Consider the following 22,073-nt stretch of genomic DNA (forward strand, 5'->3'; position numbering starts at 1 on the left):
ACAGCGCAAAAGCCCGGCCCTATCCCGAAAGGCGAAGGTCGGCAGCCGGTGGCGCCGGGATGCGTGCCGCAAGCACAGTGCCGCCTGACGGGGCGGCACCGACATCCCGGCGACACGGGCGACCGACGGGGGTTGAAGGGAGGCGCCGTCCTGCCGGCCGCAGCAGGCGGGCGGGCCGGACATGGTGGTGAGAGCTTTTGCCATGACCACTGCGGATATCGAGCATCAGATCCTGCTGTCGTCCGGGCTCGACCGGACGGCCAATTTCGAGCATTGGCGCAACGGGGTTGCGAGCCTGTTCGAGGCCACGCCTGCGAATGGCGATCTCGACGGCTTCAGCGCCGATCTCGCCAGCTACAATCTCGGCCATTTCCTGATCGGCGCCTCCTCGGCGACCGCGCAGAACTTCAACCGCTCGCCCGAGCTGGTGGCCGCCACCGGCGTGGACCACCTGCTCATCCAGCTCTATGTGAAAGGCGAATGCGCCTATGACGCCGACGGCGGCATCGGCAAGGGCGTTGCCGGCGATATCGTCTGCTTCGACCTGAGCCGCCCGATGCGCAGCCGCACCACCGACATGGACATCATCAGCCTGATCCTGCCCCGCGCGATGATCCGGCTGATGCCGCGCACGATCGACGACCTGCACGGCGCCCGGCTTGACGGAGCGACGCCGCTCGGGGTGCTGCTTGGCGAACACATGCACTCCATGGCGAAAGTCGCGCCGCGGCTGGCAGGCCCCGACGGAAGCCTGGCGGCCGAAGTGGCCTCGGTTCTGGTCTCAAGCGCGTTGTCGGCGGCGATCGCGGCGGAGAACGGCACGCTGATGGACAGCAACCTGCAGGCCATTCAGGTCTTCATCGAGCGCAATCTCACCAATCCCGCGCTCTCCACCGACATGATCCTGCGCCAGTTCGCGATGTCGCGCTCGGTCGTGTACCGCCTGTTCGAGCCGATCGGCGGGATTGCCAATTACATTCGCGAGCGGCGCCTGCTGCTCGCCAAGCTGAAGCTCGCCTCCGTCGGCACCGGACGCGGCTCCGTCGCCCGGCTCGCCTACGCCACCGGCTTTCCCAGCGAAGACGCTTTCTCCCGCGCCTTTCAGCAATATTACGGCATCCGCCCGAGCGAGGCGATCCGCAACGCCGAATCCGGCATCCAGCTCAAGCGCCGCATGGAATTTGCCGAGGAAAACTGGATGCAGCCCTGGCTCGACAAGCTCCGCGCCACAGCCTGAGCCGCGTCACCGCACCGTCGCGACGAACTCCGCGAGTGTCCCGACAAGCTCCGGCGCCAGCGGCGCTTGCGCATCCCCATAGGTGGCAAGATTGGCCTGGCGATCCGACGGCGCCTGCTTGAGCACATGGTTCATGGCCGGGACCAGCACGAGCCGAACCCCGTCGCGCGCCGCCGCCAGCCGCTCGGCATCGGCGACGCCCACCTGCAGGTCCGTGGTGCCCTGCACGACCAGCGCCGGGCATGTCACCTGCGCCAGCTGCGCGGCCGGATCGAGCGGCAGCCAGGACATCAGATAGGGCTGGACACTGTCGCGAAACAACGGCGCCAGCGCCTCCGGCACATCCGCCGCCGGCTCGCCGCGCAACAACTCGCCGATGATCCGCTGAGCGTGGTCGCGCAGTTCCAAAGGCAGGCCCGCCTCGTCGAGCTGCCGCAGGATCACCTCATGCGCCGGAGAACCGGCGCCCGCGAGCAGCACCAGACCATCGACCGCAGCCGTTCGCGCGGCCATGGTCGCCACCAGTGCGCCTTCGCTGTGGCCGATGAGAAGCAGCGGCCGGGCCGGAACTTCGGCCCTGAGCCGCACCGACCAGGCCACCGCGTCGGTCACCATCTGCCCGAACCGCAGCTCGTTCTCGGCAAAACCGGCGCTCTTGCCGATCCCGCGCTTGTCGATCCTGAGCGTGGCGACACCCTGACGCGCAAGCTCGTGCGCGAGTTGCCGGAGAAAGCCGGAAGCGAGCCCCGGCAGGTCGCCATTGCGATCGACCGAACCGGAACCGGGGATGATGAGTGCCGCGGCAGTCGGATCGATACCGCGCGGCAGCGCCAGCGTTCCGTGCAAGGCACCGCAGGCGAGTTCCCGCTCCTCCGGCGCCTGCGGGGTCGTGTGAGGCCCTGCGGGCGGAGCGGATGCCATCCGCGTCCCCTCCGCAGCCTCAGCCGAGCGCTGCGGCTACCGCCTCGATCGCCGCTTCGGCATTTGCGCCGTCCGGGCCGCCGGCCTGGGCCATGTCGGGCCGTCCGCCGCCGCCCTTGCCGCCGATCGCTTCGGAGGCCGCACGCACAAGATCGACCGCGGAATGCTTCGCGGTCAGATCCTCGGTGACGCCGACCACGACGCTGGCCTTGCCGTCCTCGCTGACGGCGACGAAGGCGGCGACGCCCGAGCCGAGCGAGGCCTTGGCCGCATCGACCAGCCCCTTGAGATCCTTGGGCGCGACGCCGCTCACCACCTTGCCGAGATAGGCGACGCCGTTGACCTTGCGGCTTTCATCGCCGCCCGCGCCGCCACCGCCGAGCGCCAGCTTCTTGCGCGCTTCCATCAGCTCGCGTTCGAGCTTCTTGCGCTCGTCCATCAGCGCCTCGATGCGGGATGCGACATCGACGGTCTGCACCTTGAGAAGCCCTGCGGCCTGCCGGAGCTTTTCGTCCTGTTCGATCAGGTACTGGCGCGCAGCGTCGCCGGTCAGCGCCTCGAGGCGGCGCACGCCGGCGCTCACAGCACTGTCGGAGAGCACCCGCACCAGCCCTATCTCGCCGGTGGCGCCGACATGGGTGCCGCCGCACAGCTCGACCGAATAGGGCCGGTTGGCCTTGGAGCCACGCAGGCCGGTGCCCATCGACACCACCCGCACCTCGTCGCCGTACTTCTCGCCGAACAGTGCCATCGCGCCCTCGGCGATGGCGTCATCGACCGCCATCAGCCGCGTCGTGACCGGGCTGTTCTGGCGGATGATCTCGTTGGCCATGTCCTCGACCTCGCGCAGTTCCTCCGCGCTCATCGGCTTGGGGTGGGAGACGTCGAAGCGCAGGCGCTCGGGCGCGACCAGCGAGCCCTTCTGCGCCACATGGGTGCCGAGCACCTCGCGCAGCGCCTCATGCAGCAGGTGCGTGGCGGAATGGTTGGCGCGGATGCGCGCCCGGCGGGCATGATCGACCTCAAGCTCCACCTCGGCGCCACGCCTGACCTGGCCCTCGGTTACGGTCGCGCGATGCACGAATACGCCTTCGGCGCGCTTCTGCGTGTCGCTCACTTGCAGCGTGAAGCCCTCGCCCGAAATCGTGCCCTGATCACCCATCTGGCCACCGGATTCACCGTAGAACGGGGTCTGGTTGACCACCACATCGACGCGCTCGCCGGCCCCGGCGGACTCCACCGCGGCGCCGTCGCGCACCAGCGCCTGGATCACGCCTTCGGCGGATTCGGTGTCATAGCCCAGGAAATCGGTGGCGCCGACCTTGTCGCGGATCTCGTACCAGATCGCCTCGGCTGCGGCATCGCCCGAGCCGGACCAGTGTTTGCGCGCTTCGGCCTTCTGCCGCTCCATGGCGGCCGAAAAGCCCTCGGTGTCGACCTCGACGCCGCGCTGGCGCAGCGCATCCTGCGTGAGATCGAGCGGGAAGCCGTAGGTGTCGTAGAGCTTGAACGCGGTCTCGCCATCGAGCCGGTCGCCCTGGCCCAGATCGGCGCTGGCCTCGTCAAGCAGGCTCAGGCCGCGTTCAAGCGTCTTGCGGAAGCGGGTTTCCTCGAGCTTCAGGGTTTCCGAAATCATCGCCTCGGCGCGCTGCAGTTCCGGATAGGCGCGGCCCATCTCGGCCACCAGCGTGGGCAGCAGACGGTACATCAGCGGATCGCGCGCGCCGAGCAGCTGCGCGTGGCGCATGGCGCGGCGCATGATGCGGCGCAGCACATAGCCGCGGCCCTCGTTCGAGGGCAGCACGCCGTCGGCGATCAGGAAGGCCGAGGAGCGCAGGTGGTCGGCAATCACCCGGTGGCTCGCGCGGTTCTTGCCTTCCGCCGGCACGCCGGTCGCGTCCTCGGAAGCCGTGATAAGGCGGCGGAACAGGTCGATATCGTAATTGTCGTGCTGGCCCTGGAGCAGCGCGGCGATGCGCTCGAGCCCCATGCCGGTGTCGATCGACGGGCGCGGCAGGTCGAGCCGCGCCTCGGCGGTCTGCTCGAACTGCATGAAGACCAGGTTCCAGATCTCGATGAAGCGGTCGCCATCCTCTTCCGCGGAACCGGGAGGTCCGCCCCAGATGTGGTCGCCATGGTCGTAGAAGATCTCCGAGCACGGCCCGCAGGGACCGGTGTCGCCCATCGCCCAGAAATTGTCATTGGTCGGGATGCGAATGATCTTGCTTTCGGGCAGACCGGCAATCTTGCGCCACAGCTCGAAGGCGTCATCGTCGGTGTGGTAGACGGTGACCAGCAGCCGGTTCTTGTCGATGCCGAAATCGCGGGTCAGCAAATTCCAGGCAAGCTCGATGGCGCGCTCCTTGAAATAGTCGCCGAAGGAGAAATTGCCGAGCATTTCGAAGAAGGTGTGGTGGCGCGCGGTGTAGCCGACATTGTCAAGGTCATTGTGCTTGCCGCCGGCGCGCACGCATTTCTGCGAGGTCGCCGCGGTCGAATAGGGGCGGCTTTCCAGCCCGGTGAACACGTTCTTGAACTGCACCATGCCCGCATTGGTGAACATCAGCGTCGGGTCATTGCGCGGCACCAGCGGGCTCGACGCCACGACTTCGTGTCCGTTCTTCTTGAAATAGTCGAGAAACGCCGACCGGATTTCGTTCACGCCACTCATGGTCAACCCTTTGTCAGATAAAAACTGCGCCTGATGTCTGAAACCGGGCGCCAATGTCGGATCCGTCCTGCAACCGGCGGACCGCCGCTTTTATCGCCCGCCCGGGTGCCTGTCCAGACGCCAGCCCCCGCACACAAGACAAAACCGGCCGCCCGCGCCCCGAAAGGGCGGACGACCGGTCCGATGTCGCATCCGGCAAGGCCGACGCTTCGGGCGGCAAGGCCGGCAGGTCGGGCCGGATCGATGCCGGCCCCGCCGAAGCCTCACATTTCAGCGCTGTCCGGGGCGCCGTCGTCCTCGCCCATCGAGCGGTCCTCGTCGAGGAACTTCTCGGCGATCAGCCCGGCATTCTGCCGCAAGGCCAGTTCGATCTCGTCAGCCAGGGCCGGATTGTCGCGCAGAAACTGCTTGGCGTTCTCGCGCCCCTGCCCCAGCCGCTGGCTGTTGTAGGAGAACCAGGCGCCGGATTTCTCGACGATGCCGGCCTTCACGCCGAGATCGACCAGTTCGCCCATCTTGGAGACGCCCTCGCCATACATGATGTCGAATTCCACCTGCTTGAAGGGCGGCGCCATCTTGTTCTTGACCACCTTGACGCGGGTCTGGTTGCCAACCACCTCGTCGCGGTCCTTGACCGAGCCGATGCGGCGGATGTCGAGCCGCACCGAGGCGTAGAATTTCAGCGCATTCCCGCCGGTGGTGGTTTCGGGCGAGCCGAACATCACGCCGATCTTCATGCGAATCTGGTTGATGAAGATGACCATGCAGTTCGACCGCGAGATCGAGGCGGTGAGCTTGCGGAGCGCCTGGCTCATCAGCCGCGCCTGCAGGCCTGGCAGGCTGTCACCCATCTCGCCCTCGATTTCGGCCCGCGGCGTCAGCGCCGCCACCGAATCGACCACCAGCACGTCGAGCGCACCCGAGCGCACCAGCGTGTCGGTGATTTCGAGCGCCTGCTCGCCATTGTCGGGCTGCGAGATCAGCAGGTTTTCGAGATCGACGCCGAGCTTGCGGGCATAGACCGGGTCGAGCGCATGTTCGGCATCGATGAAGCCGCAGATGCCGCCCTTCTTCTGGGCTTCCGCGATGGTCTGCAGCGCCAGCGTGGTCTTGCCCGAGCTTTCCGGACCATAGATCTCGATGATGCGGCCGCGCGGCAGGCCGCCGATGCCGAGCGCGATGTCGAGCCCCAGAGAGCCGGTGGGAACGGTTTCGATCTCGACCACGCCCTCATTGGCGCCGAGTTTCATGATCGAGCCCTTGCCGAACGACCGCTCGATCTGGGCGAGTGCGGCGTCGAGCGCCTTGCTTTTGTCCACGGATTTTTCCTCTACCAGCCGTAAAGTGTTCTGTGCCATTTCATCCACCTTTAGGTTATCGTGCCGCCGCAAGCAATGTGTGCTCGAGTTGGATGTTTGTACCCCATTTGTTCCATTTGCGCAAGACCCTATCAACGCGTTGTAATTGCATAGGAATTCGACTCATGTTCGTTTTTTGTTTTGCCCCTGCCCTTTTCCCGTCCGCCGGCGCCGGCAGGCGGGTGGGCACCGGGTCCGGCCGGGCGCCGATTCGGAGCGGGCGCAACTGCGCGGGAGGTTGGCCATGGCGCGCATTCTGGTGATCGGCGGCGCCCATGTCGACCGCACCGGCCGGCTCGAGGCGCCGCATCGGCCGGGCGCGTCCAACCCGGGACGCTGGGAGATCGGCGTAGGCGGCGGCGCGTTCAACGCCGCGCGCAATCTGGCGCGGCTCGGCCACCACGTCACGCTCGTCGCCCCGCGGGGTGGCGATGCCGCCGCCGCGATGGTGGAACGGGCCGCGGAGGACGCGGGCATCGAGGATTGCCCGATCACCTTTCTGGACCGCGCAACGCCCAGCTATTCGGCGATCCTGGAGCCCGACGGCAATCTGGTGACCGCGCTCGCCGACATGGCGCTTTACGAGATGGTGCCGGCGCGGCGGCTGCTTACCGCGCGGCTGCGGCGGCGGCTGGAGGCGGCCGAGCTTCTGCTCGCTGACGCCAACCTGCCCGAGAGCGCGCTTTCGGCGCTTGCCGACCAAGCCGCGATGCGCGGCCTGCCGCTGGCGGCGATCGCGGTGTCGCCCGCCAAGGTGGTGCGCTGGAAGCCGAGCCTGGCGAAACTCGCCTGCCTTGCCATGAATGCGGCGGAAGCCACGACAATCTCCGGCGTGCCGGCCGCCACCCCGGCCGATTGGCCCGCAATCCTGGGCCGCGCGGGCCTCGCCGGAGGCCTCGTCAGCGCCGGCGGCGGCCCTGTCGCAGGCTTTGCCGGCGGGACCGCAGCAGTGCTCGTCCCGCCCCCGCTTGAGCGGATCGCCGACGTCACCGGCGCCGGCGACGCGCTGGTTTCGGGATATCTCGACGGCTGGCTCGGTGGTGGCGAACTCGCGGCCAACCTCACCCGCGGCATTGCGCTGGCGCGGCTCACGGCGGAGGTCGACGGGCCGGTCCGCAGTGATTTGTCGCCGGATCTGCTTGCCAGCGCGCTCGCTGCCATGCCAAAGCCCGCACCAATTGCCAATTCCGAGCCCAGGAGGCCCGCATGACCGGATCCATCACCATCGAAACCACCCGGGAGGTGGCTGCCGCGCTTGAGGACGGCCGCCCGGTGGTGGCCCTCGAATCCACCATCATCACCCATGGCATGCCCTGGCCGGGCAATCGCGACATGGCGCTTGAGGTCGAGGCCACGATCCGCGCCGAGGGCGCCGTGCCAGCCACCATCGCCGTGATCGACGGCCGGCTGCACGCCGGCCTCGACGAAGAGGCGATCACCGCGCTCGCCCAGGCCAAGGACGTTATGAAGCTGTCGCGCGCCGATCTCGCCTTCGCGCTATCGCAAGGCCTGACCGGCGCCACCACGGTCGCCGCCACCATGATGTCCGCGCATCTCGCGGGCATCCATGTGTTTGCCACCGGCGGCATCGGCGGCGTCCACCGCGGCGCGGAGACGAGCTTCGACATCTCCGCCGATCTCGACGAGCTCGGCCGCACGCCGGTGATCGTGGTCTCGGCCGGCGCCAAGGCCATTCTCGACATCCCGAAGACGCTCGAGGCGCTCGAAACCCGCGGCGTGCCGGTGGTGGCCTATGGCCAGGACGAGATGCCGGCCTTCTGGTCGCGCAATTCCGGTCTTTCGGCGCCCTTGCGGCTCGACGATCCGGCGGCGATCGCCCGTTTCGAGGCCATGCGCCGACGCATGGGCGGCCATGGCGGCATGCTGATCGCCAATCCGGTGCCTCAGGCCGACGAAATCCCCGCGGCCGAGATCAACCGTCATATCGAGGCGGCGCTTGCCACCGCGGCGGAAAAGGGCATCGGCGGCAAAGCGGTCACGCCCTTCCTGCTCGGCGAGATGCTCAGTCTCACGGACGGCGCGAGCCTCAAGACCAATATCGCGCTGGTTCTCAACAATGCCCGTCTTGCCGCCCGCATTGCCGCAGCCCTTGCGGCCCAGGCGGACTGAGCGCCGATAAAGCGAAGGAGAGTTCGATGAAACCACCCCGCCGCACCGGCAGCGCCTTCGAGCAGGCCGAAGCCGCCTTCAAGTCCGTGACCACCAAGCCGGCCGCGCCTGCGCCCAAGCCCGCCGCCGTGCCCGAAGGCAAGGAGATGGTCTCGATCCGGCTCGACCGCTCGGTTCTCGCCCATTTCCAGGACGACGGCCCCGGCTGGCAGGATCGCATCAATGCCGCTTTGCGGCAGGCGGCGGGGCTGGACGAAGCGTAGACGCTGGCAGGCCAACGGAAAGCCCGCCAAAGCGGAGTGCCTTGTCGCCGGCATGCCGGTGCCGACGTCGCCGCTATCGCAATTCAACCGCCGGCCCCCTCTTCCATCGCCCATATGCGTCACGTCTCCCTCGTCATCCCGGCCCCTCATCTTCCTCCGTCATCCCGGCCTTGAGCCGGGATCCAGGTGCGCCCGGGTTCACGGGCTGAGGGGAGTCTTCCGGCTCGCAGACGCTCGCCTGCGGGATGCCGGATCAGGTCCGGCATGACGGAGGGAGAGGACTGTGGCTCCCGGCGGCCAACCTTGCCCCCAACCCCAATAAACAAAACACCCGGCCGCTTTCGCGGCCGGGCCTGATATTGCCTCCAACGATGTCGTGCCGCGCGTCAGCTCAGCGGCGAGATCTGGATTTCCACGCGGCGGTTGGCGGCGCGGCCGGCTTCCGTCGAGTTGTCGGCGATCGGACGGCTTTCGCCAAAGCCCTGGGTGTAGAAGCGGCGGGCGTCGTTGCCCTGCGAGATCAGGTAGCTCGACACCGACTGCGCGCGCTTCTGCGACAGCGTCAGGTTGTAGCTATCCGATCCGGTGGAATCGGTATGGCCGGCAACGTCGACCAGCGAGCGGTTGAATTTCTGCAGCACCAGCGCCACGGAATTGAGCGTCGCGTAGAACTCGGGTTTGACCGCGGACTGGTCGGTGTCGAACGTGATGTTGGACGGCATGTTGAGGATGATCTGGTTGCCCACGCGCGTCACCGACACGCCGGTTCCCTGCAACTGCGCGCGAAGCTGCGCTTCCTGCTGGTCCATGTAGCCACCGATGGCGCCACCGGCGAGTGCCCCGATGCCCGCGCCGATCAGCGCGTTCTTGCGGTCGTCGCCGCCGGCGAGCGTGCCGAGCGCCGCCCCCCCGAGCGCACCCAGGCCCGCGCCCGCGGCCAGGTTCGACACCTTCTGCTGCCCGGTATACGGGTCGGTCGTGCAGGCGGAAACGAAGATGGCGGCAGTCGCCGCAATCAGGATCTTGGTTCTCATGAGGGCCCCTCTTGGAAAATGGATATGCGAACTCTAGCGGAAATTGCGGCAGGATGATGAATTTTCTGTCACCGCGGAATTAACCCTGTTGGCGCGAGTGCCGGACGGTTGCGGCGGGCGAGAGACGGCCAGATCGGCACTGTTTCCGCTTGTCCGCCGGTATCGCCCCCCCGGTCGCACCGCGCGCGTCGAAAGCAAACCAACCCGCCTCACGCGTCCAGCATCTCGCGCACGGCAGTGGCGAGCTGCTTGAGCGAGAACGGTTTCGGCAGGAAGCCGAACTTGGCGTCGGCGGGCAGGTTTTTCGCGAATGCGTCCTCGGCATAGCCGGAAACGAAGATGAACTTCATGTCCGGATAGTCCTTGCGCAATTCGGCAAGCAGCGTCGGGCCGTCCATTTCCGGCATCACCACGTCGGAGACGACGATGTCGACGCGGCCTTCGAGCTCGGCCAGCACCTCTAGCGCCTCAACGCCGGTGCCGGCCTCGTGCACCTCGTAGCCGCGGGCTTCGAGCATGCGCTTGCCGCCGCGGCGAACCGCCTCCTCGTCCTCGACCAGAAGCACCACGGCCGAGCCGCCGGTGAGATCCTCGGGGCCGTCGGCGGGCTTGGCCGGCTTGTCTGTGGCGCCGCCTTGCGCGGCTGCGGCATCGGCGGCGACGGCAGATTTCTCGGCCTCGTCCTCGACATGGCGCGGCAGATAGATGCGGAAAGTGGTGCCCTGGCCGAGTTCCGACTCGGGATAGATGTAGCCGCCCGACTGCTTGACGATGCCGTAGACCATCGACAGGCCGAGCCCGGTGCCCTTGCCCACATCCTTGGTGGTGAAAAACGGCTCGAAGATCTTTTCCATCACGTCGGGCGCGATGCCGGTGCCCTCGTCGGCGATCTCGATCAGCACGTAGTCGCCCGCCTCCATGCCGCGGTGATTGAGACGCGCGATCTCCTCGGCCTGGACATTGCGGGTGCGGATGGTGATCGCCCCGCCCTCGGGCATGGCGTCGCGGGCATTGACCGCCAGGTTGATCAGCACCTGTTCGAACTGGCCCAGGTCGGTCTTGACCGGCCACAGGTCGCGGCCGAATTCGAGCTGCAGCTTGACGTTGGAACCGGTCAGCCGGTCGACCAGCATGCGCAGGTCGCCGATCACGTCGGTCATCGACAGCACCGTCGGGCGCATCGTCTGCTTGCGCGAGAAGGCGAGCAGCTGCCGGACCAGCACCGCCGCGCGGTTGGCGTTGCGCTTGATCTCGATGAGGTCGGCGAAGCTCGAATCCGACGGCCTGAGCGACATCAGCAGATGGTCGGCCGACAGCAGGATCGCGGTCAGCACGTTGTTGAAGTCGTGGGCGATGCCGCCGGCGAGCGTGCCGACCGCGTTCATCTTCTGGGTCTGCGCCATCTGCGCCTCGAGCGCCTTCTGCTCGGTGGTCTCGACCGCATAGATGATCGCGGTCTCTTCAGGCGTTTCTTCCGAATGCTCGATCACCGCATTGACGTAGAAGCGGAAATGCCGATCGTCATTGTCGGCGCGGCGGCTGTCGATCGGCGTGATCGTGCCCTGCTTGTCGGCGGCCTGGCTCAGCGCGTCCTGGAAGGCGGCGCGGTCGTCCTCGCGCAGGATCGATTCGAGCAGCGCCCCGCGCTCCATGTCGTCACGGGTGACGAGCCCGTGGAACATCTGCAGGAACGGACCATTGGTTCTCAGGATCTTGCCGCGCGCGTCGACCGAGGCGATCGCCATCGGCGTGTTGTTGAAGAACCGCGTGAAGCGCATCTCGGCGCTGGCCGCGTCATGCGCGCCCGCGCTGCCGCCCTCGCGGCTGATGACGATGGTGCGGCTTTCGCCGGGCGAGCCGTCGCGGGTGGCCGTTACCCGGTGCACGAGCCGGACCGGCAGGCTCTGGCCGTTGGACTTCAACAGGTCGAGATCGAGCTGGGCGGTGCGGTTCAGCCCCGGCTCGGCCTGCACCGATTCCACCAGCGCCATGCCGGCGCCCGCCACCAGGTCGCGCAGCATCAGCTTGCCCGGCAGGAACGCGGTCAGGTCGATGCCGAGCCAGTCGGCGAGCGTGGCGTTCAGATAGACGATCTCGCCGCCACGGCCGGCGGAGAAGAACCCCACCGGCGCATGGTCGAGATAGTTGATCGCGTTCTGCAGTTCCTTGAAGACCAGTTCCTGCTCGGTCCGCTCGTGGCTGATGTCGGACAATTGCCAGGCCATCAGCTGCCCCTCGCCTTCGATCGGCGCGATCGGGCGGCCCCGGAGCCGGTACCAGTGCCCGGCGCCGCCATTGTCGCGCGCAGCCCCCAGCGGCTGGGTCATGCGGAATTCTTCCTGCCCCTCCTGCCCGTTGCGCATGGCATTGGTGAGCCGGTAGACGGCTTCGGCGGATTCGCGGTGGCGCGACAGGATCGCCTCGATCGACTGCACGTCGCTCGCACTGGTCGAGCCGGTCAGCACGCCATAGGCATGGTTGGCATAGACCACCCGGTCCTTGTCGTCGGTGACGAGGGTACCCTCGGGATGGGTGTCGATGAAGGCGCGCGCCAGCGGGTCTGCGGTGGCCTTGGGCATCACCGCCACGAAACCGATCACGGTGGAGACCAGGAAGAAGATCCCGACCACCGCCATCACCCCGAGAATGCCGAGCATGATGTCGTTGTTGAGCCGGTCCTTGAACAGGAAGAACACGATCGACGCGCCGATCATGACGAGCGCGAGGAAGATCAGCCTCGACACCGAACGCGGCTTCGCGCTTCTGTCGACGAGTGCCGTCGGGGGTGAAGCCGCAGGGGTCCTGTCAGTCATGAATCGCTCTTTCGTCCCGCACAGATCCGTCCGGTTTGGATCACATTCCGCCGCTCATGGAAAGCCCAAAGCCCGATATCTCCAGTGGTTTGCGGCTTTGTGCGTCGATTCGGCAAGCGGTGTCACATCCATGCCGTACGGGGATACGCATGCCGGCGACGTTGGACGGGATAACCGGTGCTGCCGGGTTGTGGTCCGGGCCGAAAAAACGTCAAATGCGGGCTCGTCACGCGTACCCGGCGGAACTGCCGGCCGGTCGCCGCGTTTGGCAGGAAACGGAAGGATACCCCATGCCCGACAGCATTCTTGATGGCCAGGGCGCAACCCTGTTGATGGCCATCGTCATCGTCGCGGTGGCGCTGGCGGCCCTCGCGGGCGTCTTCTGGATCATCCGCGCCCGCGCCTCCTCCACCTTCATCCGCGGCGGCAAGAACCGCCAGCCGCGGCTTGCCGTGCTCGACGCCACCGCCATCGACACCCGCCGGCGGCTGGTGCTGATCCGGCGCGACGATGTCGAGCACCTGATCATGATCGGCGGCCCGACCGACATCGTCATCGAAAGCCGCATTGCCCCGGATCCGGGCCAGCGTCCGGGCGCCGCTGCCGCTGCGCGCCCTGTCCTCGCCGCCACGGAGCGGCCCGCACCGCATGCCGCGCAGCCGGCACCGGCCGAGCCGCGGCCGCAGCCGCGTCGTGCCGAGGCCGAGCCCGCTGCGGCCGCCAGGCAGACGCCACCCCCGCCCTCGCCGCTTGCCGCGCCGCCGGCGCCCGCTGCCCGCCCGGCAATGGCCGCAGCCGCCGCCGCGCCGGCCACGATCCCGGCCGACGCCTTCGGTGTGCTCGAGAGTGCCAGGGCGCGCGTGTTCGAGGAGCCGAGTTTCGACGAGGCAGCCTTCGATGAGCTGACGTCGCCGCCGGCCCGCCGGCCGGAACCGGCGCCGCGGCCGGCACAGTCTGCCCCGCCAGCCCCCCCGGCAACTTCTGCGGCAACTTCCGCCGCCCGGCCCGCGACATTCGCCCCCGCCACGAGCGCCCCGTCGCCGGCACCGGCCCCCTCGCCGGCGCGGCATGCCGTCGCCGGCGATTTCGAGTCGGTGCTGGCCGCAGAACTTTCCGACGACTTCACGCTCGACGACGGCTACTTCAGCCCTCTGGAGGACGGTCCGCAAACGGCGAAGCCGGATACAGCAGCCCCGGAGCCCGAACGCCGCCACGAGGCTCCCGAGGTCACGGCCGACGGCCAACCGTCGCGGGACTCGCTCGAAGCCGAAATGGAGCGCCTGCTCGGCGACCTGTCGCGCAGCAAGCCCTGATCGGCGACCCCGGCCGCTGGCGCAAAGCCGGCCGGCGGCCGGGCAATATCGATCATTGGAATGCCCGAACCGTTGCGAAACATGGCAGCCGCGAAGGCATCCGTGGCGAGCGGGCAGCCGGCAGTGCGGGCATCCGGCGTTGCGTGCGGACAAAGCGGCACGCAGGCGCGCTCACAAGGCCGGAAGGCCTCGCGCGACGGCAAAACTCAAGGTATCAATCTGGAAAACGCGGACCGGCATGGCCAGTCAGCTGTGGGAGGGTGCCGCGGTCCGCAACCCCGTTCCGGTTCGTTGCGGGCGGGCCTTGCTATTCGTCGCGGTAGACTTTTTCGCGACGCTCGTGGCGTTCCTGGGCCTCGATCGACAGGGTGGCGATCGGCCGGGCGTCGAGCCGCTTGAGGCTGATCGGCTCGCCGGTTTCCTCGCAATAGCCGTAGGTCCCGTCATCGATGCGGGCCAGTGCCGCGTCGATCTTGCCGATCAGCTTGCGTTGACGGTCGCGGGCGCGCAATTCGATCGCCCGGTCGGTTTCGGACGAGGCCCGATCCGCGACATCCGGGTGGTTTGCGCTTTCCTCGGCGAGATGGTCAAGCGTTTCACGCGCTTCCTTGAGGATGTCATTTCGCCAGGCTGTCAGCTTGGCCCTGAAATAGGCCCGCTGGTTGGCGTTCATGAAATCCTCGTCTTCCGAGGGGACATAAGAGGAAAAATCGAACTCTTCGCTCATTAAGATTCTCCCGGCTAAGCCATTCCGCGGGCTGTATAGCCAGACGGCGGCAGCGGTACAAGCGCTAATGTAGGGCGCCGCAGTAATTTCGGACAACTTTGTTAATCTGTTGATCGGGCTGAAGTATAAGCATTCATCCGGCTTTTGGCCGCTTGCGGCCCGCTTTCGACCCGCTTTCGGGTGGTTTTGGCCCGCTCATCCGTCGGTTTCGTCCCCGCGACGGGCAAAATCGGCATCCGGCGCAAACAAAGACCGCTCATGTTGCAGCGCACTTTGTGCTTTCGGTGAATTGCGGCGGGCGCGCAAATGACTAAATTCAGTGGATGAGTTCGACTTCGCCGACCGTGCTGCGCCTGTTTCTCGTCCGCCATGCCCATTCGGGCTGGGCGGCGCCGGGCATGCGCGATTTCGACCGCCCGCTCGATGCGCATGGCCGGGAAGAGGCCGCACGGCTCGCCGCGATGCTCCTGGTCAACGGCTACCAGCCCGATCGCGTGGTCTGCTCGTCGGCGCGCCGCTGCGTCGAGACGCTGGAACTGCTGCTGCCCCCGGATGCCGCTTGGCCTGCGGTCGACTACACCCCCGAGCTTTATGCCGACGGCGCAGAGTCGTATCTCGAGCAGATCGCGGCCGTCCGCGACGAAGCCGTGCGCTCGATCATGATCGTGGGGCACAATCCCATGGTCGAGGACACCGGCAAAAGCCTGGTGCTGCGTGACCCCGTGGCCTATCTGCAGGCGCTCGGGCACGGGTTTCCGACCGCCGGACTGGCGATCTTCGACTGCGGCAACCGTGGCGACGGAGCCATCGACGGCAGCGCCCGTTTCGTGGCCCTGCTCTCCCCGGTCGACGCCTAAGGCCCCGCCGGGGCCAGATGTCGCGCTTTCAATCGCCGTCCGCCTCGCCTATATCGGCAGGAGCAAACAGAGCGGACGCAACGTGTCATCACCCATCACCAGCATCACAGATGAGGCGCTGATCGCTTTCGACACCCTTGCCGATCGCGCCAGCAACCTGATCCAGCCGACCCTGCGGCTCGGCGTCACCGGCCTGTCGCGTGCCGGCAAGACCGTGTTCATCACCGCCCTGGTCCACAACCTGCTGCATGGCGGCCGCCTGCCGATGTTTCGCGCCGCCCATACGGGCCGTCTCGCACGCGCCTATCTCGAGCCCCAGCCCGACGACGCGGTCCCGCGCTTCCAGTACGAGGACCACACCGCGCGCATGATCGGCGACCGAATCTGGCCGGACTCGACCCGGGCGATCTCGGAACTCAGGCTGGTGATCGAATATGAATCGGCCAGTGGCTGGAACCGGTTCTTCTCCGGCGGCAGGCTGTGCCTCGATATCGTCGATTATCCCGGCGAATGGCTGCTCGACCTGCCGCTGCTCGCCCAGGATTACGCACAGTTTTCCCACAACGCGGCCTCGCTCGCGCGCTCGTCCGGGCGCCACGACCTGGCCGCCCCCTGGCTTGAGAAAGCCGCGAGCATCGATCCGCACAGCCGCGCCGACGAGGCCAGCGCGCGCGAACTGGCGCAGCTCTTCACCGACTATCTGAGGGCCTGCAAGACCGAGGACCGCGCGCTCTCCACGCTGCCGCCAGGGCGCTTCCTGATGCCCGGCGATCTCGACGGCTCGCCGGCGCTCACCTTCGCGCCGCTGCCCAACCTGCCGGATGGCCCGGCGCCGAAGGGATCGCTCCAGGCGATGATGGAGCGTCGCTTCGAGAGCTACAAGTCGGTCGTCGTCAAGCCGTTCTTCCGCGAGCACGTGACCCGCCTCGACCGGCAGATCGTGCTGATCGACGCCATGCAGGCGATGAATGCCGGCCGCGAGGCGGTGATCGATCTCGAACGCGCGCTGTCGGACGTGTTGTCCTGCTTCCGCCCGGGCGGCGGCAATTTCCTGACGAACCTGATCTCGCGCCGGATCGACAAGGTGCTGATCGCCGCCACCAAGGCCGACCACCTGCATCACGAAAGCCATGACCGGCTCGAAGCCATCGCCCGCCGCATCGTCGAGCGCGCCTCCGCCAATATCGGCGCCTCGGGTGCGGATATCGACGTGCTCGCCATGGCCGCCGTGCGCGCCACCAAGGAGGCCACCGCGCGGCAGGATGGCGAAGAGCTGCCGGTGATCGTCGGCACCCCGCTTGCGGGTGAGCGGATCGACGGCGAACTGTTTGACGGAAACCGGAAAACAGCCATATTTCCCGGGGACTTGCCGAAGAATCCGGATTCATTCTTCAAAGCCGTTGATTCAGATTCTCGGCTGGTCGCGCCCGAGATCAACATCGTCCGCTTCCGCCCGCCGCTGATCGAGCAGACCGAGACCGGGATGAAACTGTCGCTGCCCCACATCCGCCTCGACCGGGCAATGGAATATCTGTTGGGAGACAGGCTCGCATGAATGACGGCAATGACGCCTTTCCGATCCGCAAACCCCGCGCCTTCCCGGTCGACGACCCCGACGGCGAGCGGCCGTCCGCCAAGCCGGACAAGCCCGCCCGCCCCGCCCGACAGACGAGGCAGCAAGGCCCGGGCGAACCGCCGCGCGCCACGCGCAAGCCGACCGCCCTGCCCGTCACCGACTCGCTGACCATGGAGCAGGAAGACCCGTTCCTGGCCCCGGACGACCTCGAACAGCTGACGCCGCCCCCCGCCAAGCCGCGGCGCCGCCGGCTGACCATCGGCAAGGTGTTCAGCACCGCCTTCGGCATGCTGGTGGCGCTGGCGCTCGGGCTGTGGACCGACCGCCTGATCCGCGACCTGTTCGACCGCCTGCCCTGGCTCGGCTGGGTGGCGCTGGGCGCCGCGGGGGTCGCGGTGCTGGCCCTGCTCGCGCTCGTGGTCCGGGAATATCTGGGGCTGCGCCGGCTCGCCCGGGTGGCCGAACTCAATGCCAGCATCGCCGCAGGCGCCGCAACCGCGACGGCGCGCGAGGCCCGTTCGCTCGCCGCCCGGGTCGCGGCCCTGACCGCCGCCAGTCCGCTGACCGCGCGCGGGCGCAAGAGCCTGGAGGCGCTCGACGGGGAAATCATCGACGGTCCGCACTACCTCGCTTTCGCCGAGCGCGAACTGATGACGCCGCTTGACCGCCAGGCAAGCCAGCTGATCGTCAATGCCGCCCGCCGGGTGTCGGTCGTCACCGCCGTGAGCCCGCGCGCCATCGTCGACCTTCTCTATGTCGGCTTCGAATCGGTCCGGCTGATCCGGGCAATGGCCGAACTCTATGGCGGCCGGCCCGGCACGCTCGGCATGATCCGGCTGTTCCGCGACGTCATCGCCCATCTGGCCGTCACCGGAACGATCGCCGCCGGCGACAGCCTGATCCAGCAGGTGGTGGGACACGGCATCGCCGCCCGGCTCTCCGCCCGCCTCGGCGAAGGCGTGATCAACGGCCTGATGACCGCACGCATCGGCATATCCGCGATGGACCTGTGCCGGCCGATGCCCTTCGTCGCGCTCAAGCGCCCCGGCATCAGCGGCTTCATGACCGACCTGACCGGTTTTGCCAGCCGTCAGGCCGACCGGGAAAAGTCCACGGGCGGGCTATGAGTTCCGCCGGAAATATGCATATATCGGCCGCGATTACGGTCCGTTAACCATTCTCGGTCAATTTCGGGCTTCGTTTCAGCCTCGACAGGTGTCCCATGTTCCCGAAGTTCCGCATCCTTGCTTGCAGTCTTGCGGCCGCCCTTCTTGCCGGTGCTCAGCCGGCGTTGTCGCGCGACAATGACCTGGTGTTCTTCGAATCCGTGGCCGGCGCCTGGAAGGGTCCGGGCGAAATCGTCGCCGGCAAGTACAAGGGCACCAAGTTCGTCTGCAACCTCACCGGCGGCGAACATGCCGGCAAGGCCGTGGGCATCACCCTGGACGGCTCCTGCCGCGTCGGCGTCTTCAACCAGAAAATGTCCGCCGTCATCACCCGCAAGGGCAAAACCTATACCGGCAAGTTCCTCGATGGAGCGGCCGGCGACGGCCTCGACATCATCTCCGGCAAGGTCGCCGGCGACCGCGCGGTCATGGGCATCAACCGCAAGACGTTGAACGGCGCGATGATCGCACGGCTCAATGATTCCGAGACCATGAACGTGACGATCTCGGTCAAGGTCGGCGAGGAAATGGTTCCGGTCATCGGCATGACTCTCAAGCGCGGCGCCGACCAGATCAAGACCGGCTCGCTGCAGTAGGACCGACCTTCTCCTCCCACAGGCTCTGAAAGCGACGGCCTCGGCTGCCTGTCTGCCGCGGCCACATGGACGCGGCACCGACGATTTGCCCGGCTCGAGCACAAGTGCGTGCCGCCCCTCGATCGGCGCGCCAGATGCCTGGCACAGCTTTGTGCTCCTCCCGTATCCGGCGCGAATCAGTGGTGATCCGGACGCCGGCAGCACCCGCTCCCGGATGAAAGCGCGGCAACACACCGGCTTGACTTGAACGGCGACACGCCATCACACAGGCTTTTGCCGAGGGTTTCCGGAAGTTCAACCGGGGCCTTTCGCTCACTTGAACCTTGATCTTGGAAGATTCTCCGAAAGAGAGCGTACCAAATTCGGCGAAACAAATACCAGATCCGCCATTCATGAACGAAGCCCCTCACGTCGCGAACGAAACCACAAGTGTTATCTGCGTGCCTGGGACTTCAATACACTCAATAAAGACATTGGAACGCCCTGATCAGCAAGGAATATTTCGGGGCGCTACGTATTGGCGCCGGTTACATGACAGGCGCCGCGCCCCACCCAATGATCAAGTCTTTGAGAAAAATAGTCATTCTGCTCCATTTTGCGGGAGACGTCAGGCCAGTCGATGTATAAAATGATCCGTGAAGCCGAACGCATTTGAATTGTCCATCTCAAGCCCGACAGCTTTCAAGCAATCCGGTTTTCATGCCTGTTTTTTGAAATTTCAGGAATTTCCATGCCCCACGCCCTGCTTTCGTCCCGAGCTTCCGATTCCATCCATCCCCACATCAAAAGCGCACGCGATGTCCGACACGGTCTGCTGGCGACCGTAGCCCTTGCGACCATGATCGCCGCGACGCCGGCCCTTGCCGATGGCGGAAAAGGTGGCCGGGGCGGACCTGCTTTCGGCGTCTATGGCGGCGACGGCGGCGCTGGAGGCAGCGTCGGACAGACCGGCAACGGCGGACAGTCCGGCGGCTCCTTCGATTCCGGAGGCGGCGGTGGCGGCGGCGGCGCCGGCGGATTAGCCGGAGGCAGTGGCGGTGCCGGCAATGGAGGAGCAGGATCGGGCGGTGCCGGCGGAACCGGCGGAGCGCACGGCCAAGTCTGGACAATTCCAACAGGATCGCTGTTTGTGGGAAGCAATATCACAGGCGGCAACGGCGCGGTTGGCTCGAATGGCGGCAACGCGTCAGGCCCCGGCGCATCTAAAGGCGGCGGCGGCGGCGGCGGCGGCGGCGAAGGTGGTTATGGCCTCGTGATGGCGGTGAATACGGCGGTCACCGTCGATGCCAGCTTCACGGTATCTGGCGGCACAGGTGGCGATGGCGGCGCCGGAGGAGCGGGATACCTTAACGGCAGCGCCGGCAGCCAAGGCATGGGCGGCAGTGGCGGCGCGGGCTTTTTCGCCGACATTGGCAGCATTGACCTACTCAACAATGGCACCATCACAGGCGGAAGCGCTGGGGGAGCCGGCGGCACGCTCGGCAGGGGCGGGTCCGGCGTCAAGGGAGCAGACCTGAACATCACCAACAACGGCACCATTGCCGCCGGTAGTGGAACAGGTGGATTCGCCCTCGAATTCACCGGCGGAAACAATTCGCTGACGCTCGGCACTGGATCCGTGCTGAATGGCGGCATCGATATAAGCGGCCTGCTGGAGCTTAATCAGACAACCGATGTCACGATCAACAACGTGATCTCCGGCAACGGTGCTCTCAGCGTCGCGGCCGGCACAGCAACCGTGACGCTCTCGGGGGCCAACACCTATTCCGGCGCCACCTCGGTCGAATCCGGCACGCTGTCGATTGCCGGCGACGGCAATCTCGGCGCCGGCTCCTTGACGATCGGCAACGCCACCCTCGCCGTCACCGGCAACACGACAATCGACAATGCCACCTCGGTACTGGGCACATCCGCCACGATCAACGTCGCCAGTTCGCTCAACGCGCAGTTCACCGGCAGCATCAGCGGAGCCGGACGGTTGAACAAGTCCGGCGACGGCACCCTCACTTTGTCGGGCGCGAACACCTACGCCGGCGGCACGACGATCAACAGCGGCGGGCTGGTGGTGAGTGGCAACGCCAATCTCGGGATAGGCTCCATCGATTTCGCAGGCAGCGCCTCGCTCCACGTCGCAAGCTCTGCCTCCTTTTCCAACAACGTCACGATTGCGTCTGGCGCCACCGGGGTGCTCTCAAGCGCGCTGGGCCAAACGCTCACGCTCGCGGGCAACCTGAGCGGCCAGGGCGCGGTCAGCGTGATCTCGGGCACCGTTCTCTTCAACGGCGACGGCTCCGGCCTGACCGGGGACACGACCGTGATCGGCGGAACGCTCGGTGGCTCGGGCACGCTTGGCGGGAATGTCACGATCGCCAATGGCGGCACGCTGTCCGCGGGCAACAGCCCCGGCACGCTGACCGTGAACGGCGACCTGACGCTCCAGATGGGCTCCACCTCCACCTTCGAACTCGGCACGGCCGGCGTGGTCGGCGGGGTGACCAACGACCTCGTCAAGGTCGGCGGCGATCTCACGCTCAGCGGCACGCTCAACGCCGACGCCGCCTCGGCGGGCTATTATCAGCTCTACCAGTATAGCGGCACCCTCGCCGGCAGCTATAACTCAATCAACGTGTCGGGCGTCGCTGACGCCACCGGAACGATCCAGACGGCCATCCCGGGCCAGGTCAACATGCTGGTTCTTTCCGATGGCCAGGTCGTGCAGTTCTGGGATGGCGCCGATGCCACCGGCAACGGCACCGTCGATGGCGGCGCGGGCACATGGTCGAGCGCAGGCACCAACTGGACCGGGGCGCCCGGCACCGCCGAGATCAACGGTCCTTATGCCGGCTCCGTCGCGGTCTTCGCCGGCACCAGCGGCACGGTCACGGTGAGCGGAACCCAGTCGTTTGACACCCTGCAGTTCAAGACCGACGGCTACACCGTGAGCGGCGACAGCTTGCAGATCACTCCCGCCACCGGCACGGCCGGCACCGTCAATGTCGATGCCGGCGTCACCGCGACGATCGGATCCGTCATCGCCGACGGCCATTCCTACACCATCTACACGATGATGCCCCCACCCATGGTCGGTGCTTCACTGGTCAAGGCCGGCGACGGCACCCTGGTGCTTGCGGGAGCCAACACCTATTCCGGCGGAACCTCGGTCAATGCCGGCACGCTGTCGGTCGCAAGCGGCAGCAATCTCGGCTCGGGTGCGGTTACCGTGGCAGACGCCACCCTGAAAGTGACCGGCAGCACCACCCTCGCCAACGCGATCGGGTTTGCCGGCACGTCCGGGAGGCTCGACATCGCCGATGGCGCGCTGGTTACCGCCTCGGGCGTGGTGTCGGGCAGCGGTACCTTCACCAAGACCGGCGCGGGCACGCTGGTGCTGTCGGGCAACAGCGGCGGCTT

16 protein-coding genes are annotated in these 22,073 nt (G+C 66.9%); 10 read left to right on the top strand and 6 right to left on the bottom strand.

The window, feature by feature from the left end:
- The first annotated feature begins 202 nt into the window (after positions 1 to 202).
- Positions 203 to 1,237, top strand: a complete 1,035-nt coding sequence (locus tag AWJ14_RS05280) for an AraC-like ligand-binding domain-containing protein (protein ID WP_066175898.1) — start codon at positions 203 to 205, stop codon at positions 1,235 to 1,237.
- A 6-nt stretch (positions 1,238 to 1,243) separates the two neighbouring features.
- On the opposite strand, the gene AWJ14_RS05285 is transcribed toward AWJ14_RS05280, so the two are convergent.
- From AWJ14_RS05285 to recA, 3 genes are all read right to left on the bottom strand, one after another.
- On the bottom strand, positions 1,244 to 2,158 hold the full coding sequence (locus tag AWJ14_RS05285; RefSeq protein ID WP_066175900.1) for an alpha/beta hydrolase: 915 nt from the start codon (positions 2,156 to 2,158) through the stop codon (positions 1,244 to 1,246).
- A gap of 19 nt (positions 2,159 to 2,177) precedes the next feature.
- On the bottom strand, positions 2,178 to 4,829 hold the full coding sequence (alaS, locus tag AWJ14_RS05290; protein WP_066175904.1) for an alanine--tRNA ligase: 2,652 nt from the start codon (positions 4,827 to 4,829) through the stop codon (positions 2,178 to 2,180).
- A 263-nt stretch (positions 4,830 to 5,092) separates the two neighbouring features.
- Positions 5,093 to 6,187, bottom strand: a complete 1,095-nt coding sequence (gene recA / locus AWJ14_RS05295; RefSeq protein ID WP_066175906.1) for a recombinase RecA — start codon at positions 6,185 to 6,187, stop codon at positions 5,093 to 5,095.
- Between the two features lie 244 nt (positions 6,188 to 6,431).
- Here recA and AWJ14_RS05300 point away from each other — a divergent pair, with 244 nt between their 5' ends.
- Genes AWJ14_RS05300 through AWJ14_RS05310 form a run of 3 tightly spaced genes read left to right on the top strand, consistent with a single transcriptional unit; the run spans position 6,432 to position 8,580 of the window.
- A complete protein-coding gene (locus tag AWJ14_RS05300; protein ID WP_066175908.1) occupies positions 6,432 to 7,397 on the top strand; it encodes a carbohydrate kinase family protein in 966 nt (321 codons plus the stop codon).
- A complete protein-coding gene (locus AWJ14_RS05305; RefSeq protein WP_066175912.1) occupies positions 7,394 to 8,317 on the top strand; it encodes a pseudouridine-5'-phosphate glycosidase in 924 nt (307 codons plus the stop codon). Before AWJ14_RS05300 ends, AWJ14_RS05305 begins: the two co-directional genes overlap by 4 nt.
- Positions 8,318 to 8,343: 26 nt before the next feature.
- Positions 8,344 to 8,580, top strand: coding sequence for a BrnA antitoxin family protein (locus AWJ14_RS05310; RefSeq protein WP_066175915.1), 237 nt, complete (start codon positions 8,344 to 8,346; stop codon positions 8,578 to 8,580).
- Positions 8,581 to 8,966: 386 nt separating this feature from the next.
- Here AWJ14_RS05310 and AWJ14_RS05315 read toward each other — a convergent pair whose 3' ends face one another.
- Positions 8,967 to 9,614, bottom strand: coding sequence for a YiaD family glycine zipper/OmpA-like lipoprotein (locus tag AWJ14_RS05315; protein ID WP_066175918.1), 648 nt, complete (start codon positions 9,612 to 9,614; stop codon positions 8,967 to 8,969).
- 209 nt (positions 9,615 to 9,823) lie between these two features.
- Positions 9,824 to 12,427, bottom strand: coding sequence for a cell cycle histidine kinase CckA (gene cckA, locus AWJ14_RS05320; protein ID WP_066175921.1), 2,604 nt, complete (start codon positions 12,425 to 12,427; stop codon positions 9,824 to 9,826).
- Between the two features lie 290 nt (positions 12,428 to 12,717).
- Here cckA and AWJ14_RS05325 point away from each other — a divergent pair, with 290 nt between their 5' ends.
- Positions 12,718 to 13,740: a flagellar biosynthetic protein FliO gene (locus AWJ14_RS05325; protein ID WP_066175924.1), complete on the top strand. Its 1,023-nt coding sequence runs from the start codon at positions 12,718 to 12,720 to the stop codon at positions 13,738 to 13,740.
- Positions 13,741 to 14,047: 307 nt separating this feature from the next.
- On the opposite strand, the gene dksA is transcribed toward AWJ14_RS05325, so the two are convergent.
- Positions 14,048 to 14,467: an RNA polymerase-binding protein DksA gene (gene dksA, locus AWJ14_RS05330; RefSeq protein WP_066175927.1), complete on the bottom strand. Its 420-nt coding sequence runs from the start codon at positions 14,465 to 14,467 to the stop codon at positions 14,048 to 14,050.
- Positions 14,468 to 14,790: 323 nt separating this feature from the next.
- On the opposite strand from dksA, the gene AWJ14_RS05335 reads away from it, so the two are divergent.
- The 5 genes from AWJ14_RS05335 to AWJ14_RS05360 all read left to right on the top strand — a co-directional run.
- Positions 14,791 to 15,324: a SixA phosphatase family protein gene (locus AWJ14_RS05335; protein WP_066175929.1), complete on the top strand. Its 534-nt coding sequence runs from the start codon at positions 14,791 to 14,793 to the stop codon at positions 15,322 to 15,324.
- Positions 15,325 to 15,406: 82 nt separating this feature from the next.
- Positions 15,407 to 16,879 (top strand): YcjX family GTP-binding protein, encoded by a 1,473-nt coding sequence (locus AWJ14_RS05340; protein ID WP_066175931.1) that lies wholly within the window; start codon positions 15,407 to 15,409, stop codon positions 16,877 to 16,879.
- Positions 16,876 to 18,027 (top strand): YcjF family protein, encoded by a 1,152-nt coding sequence (locus AWJ14_RS05345; protein WP_066175933.1) that lies wholly within the window; start codon positions 16,876 to 16,878, stop codon positions 18,025 to 18,027. Before AWJ14_RS05340 ends, AWJ14_RS05345 begins: the two co-directional genes overlap by 4 nt.
- 95 nt (positions 18,028 to 18,122) lie before the next feature.
- Entirely contained in the window at positions 18,123 to 18,662 is a 540-nt protein-coding gene (locus AWJ14_RS05350) for a hypothetical protein (protein WP_066175936.1), read from the top strand.
- 1,129 nt (positions 18,663 to 19,791) lie between these two features.
- Positions 19,792 to 22,073 (top strand): beta strand repeat-containing protein (locus tag AWJ14_RS05360; protein ID WP_171904818.1); only part of this gene is annotated, 2,282 nt, incomplete at its 3' end.

Source organism: Parahoeflea olei (assembly GCF_001703635.1).
In the GTDB taxonomy this organism is placed as follows: Bacteria; Pseudomonadota; Alphaproteobacteria; order Rhizobiales; family Rhizobiaceae; genus Hoeflea; species Hoeflea olei.

Excerpts from the sequence above, each read along its gene's own strand:
- AWJ14_RS05280 (WP_066175898.1), top strand. The coding sequence starts at position 203 with ATGACCACTGCGGATATCGAGCATCAGATCCTGCTGTCGTCCGGGCTC.
- AWJ14_RS05285 (WP_066175900.1), bottom strand. The coding sequence starts at position 2,158 with ATGGCATCCGCTCCGCCCGCAGGGCCTCACACGACCCCGCAGGCGCCG.
- alaS (WP_066175904.1), bottom strand. The coding sequence starts at position 4,829 with ATGAGTGGCGTGAACGAAATCCGGTCGGCGTTTCTCGACTATTTCAAG.
- recA (WP_066175906.1), bottom strand. The coding sequence starts at position 6,187 with ATGGCACAGAACACTTTACGGCTGGTAGAGGAAAAATCCGTGGACAAA.
- AWJ14_RS05300 (WP_066175908.1), top strand. The coding sequence starts at position 6,432 with ATGGCGCGCATTCTGGTGATCGGCGGCGCCCATGTCGACCGCACCGGC.
- AWJ14_RS05305 (WP_066175912.1), top strand. The coding sequence starts at position 7,394 with ATGACCGGATCCATCACCATCGAAACCACCCGGGAGGTGGCTGCCGCG.
- AWJ14_RS05310 (WP_066175915.1), top strand. The coding sequence starts at position 8,344 with ATGAAACCACCCCGCCGCACCGGCAGCGCCTTCGAGCAGGCCGAAGCC.
- AWJ14_RS05315 (WP_066175918.1), bottom strand. The coding sequence starts at position 9,614 with ATGAGAACCAAGATCCTGATTGCGGCGACTGCCGCCATCTTCGTTTCC.
- cckA (WP_066175921.1), bottom strand. The coding sequence starts at position 12,427 with ATGACTGACAGGACCCCTGCGGCTTCACCCCCGACGGCACTCGTCGAC.
- AWJ14_RS05325 (WP_066175924.1), top strand. The coding sequence starts at position 12,718 with ATGCCCGACAGCATTCTTGATGGCCAGGGCGCAACCCTGTTGATGGCC.
- dksA (WP_066175927.1), bottom strand. The coding sequence starts at position 14,467 with ATGAGCGAAGAGTTCGATTTTTCCTCTTATGTCCCCTCGGAAGACGAG.
- AWJ14_RS05335 (WP_066175929.1), top strand. The coding sequence starts at position 14,791 with ATGAGTTCGACTTCGCCGACCGTGCTGCGCCTGTTTCTCGTCCGCCAT.
- AWJ14_RS05345 (WP_066175933.1), top strand. The coding sequence starts at position 16,876 with ATGAATGACGGCAATGACGCCTTTCCGATCCGCAAACCCCGCGCCTTC.
- AWJ14_RS05350 (WP_066175936.1), top strand. The coding sequence starts at position 18,123 with ATGTTCCCGAAGTTCCGCATCCTTGCTTGCAGTCTTGCGGCCGCCCTT.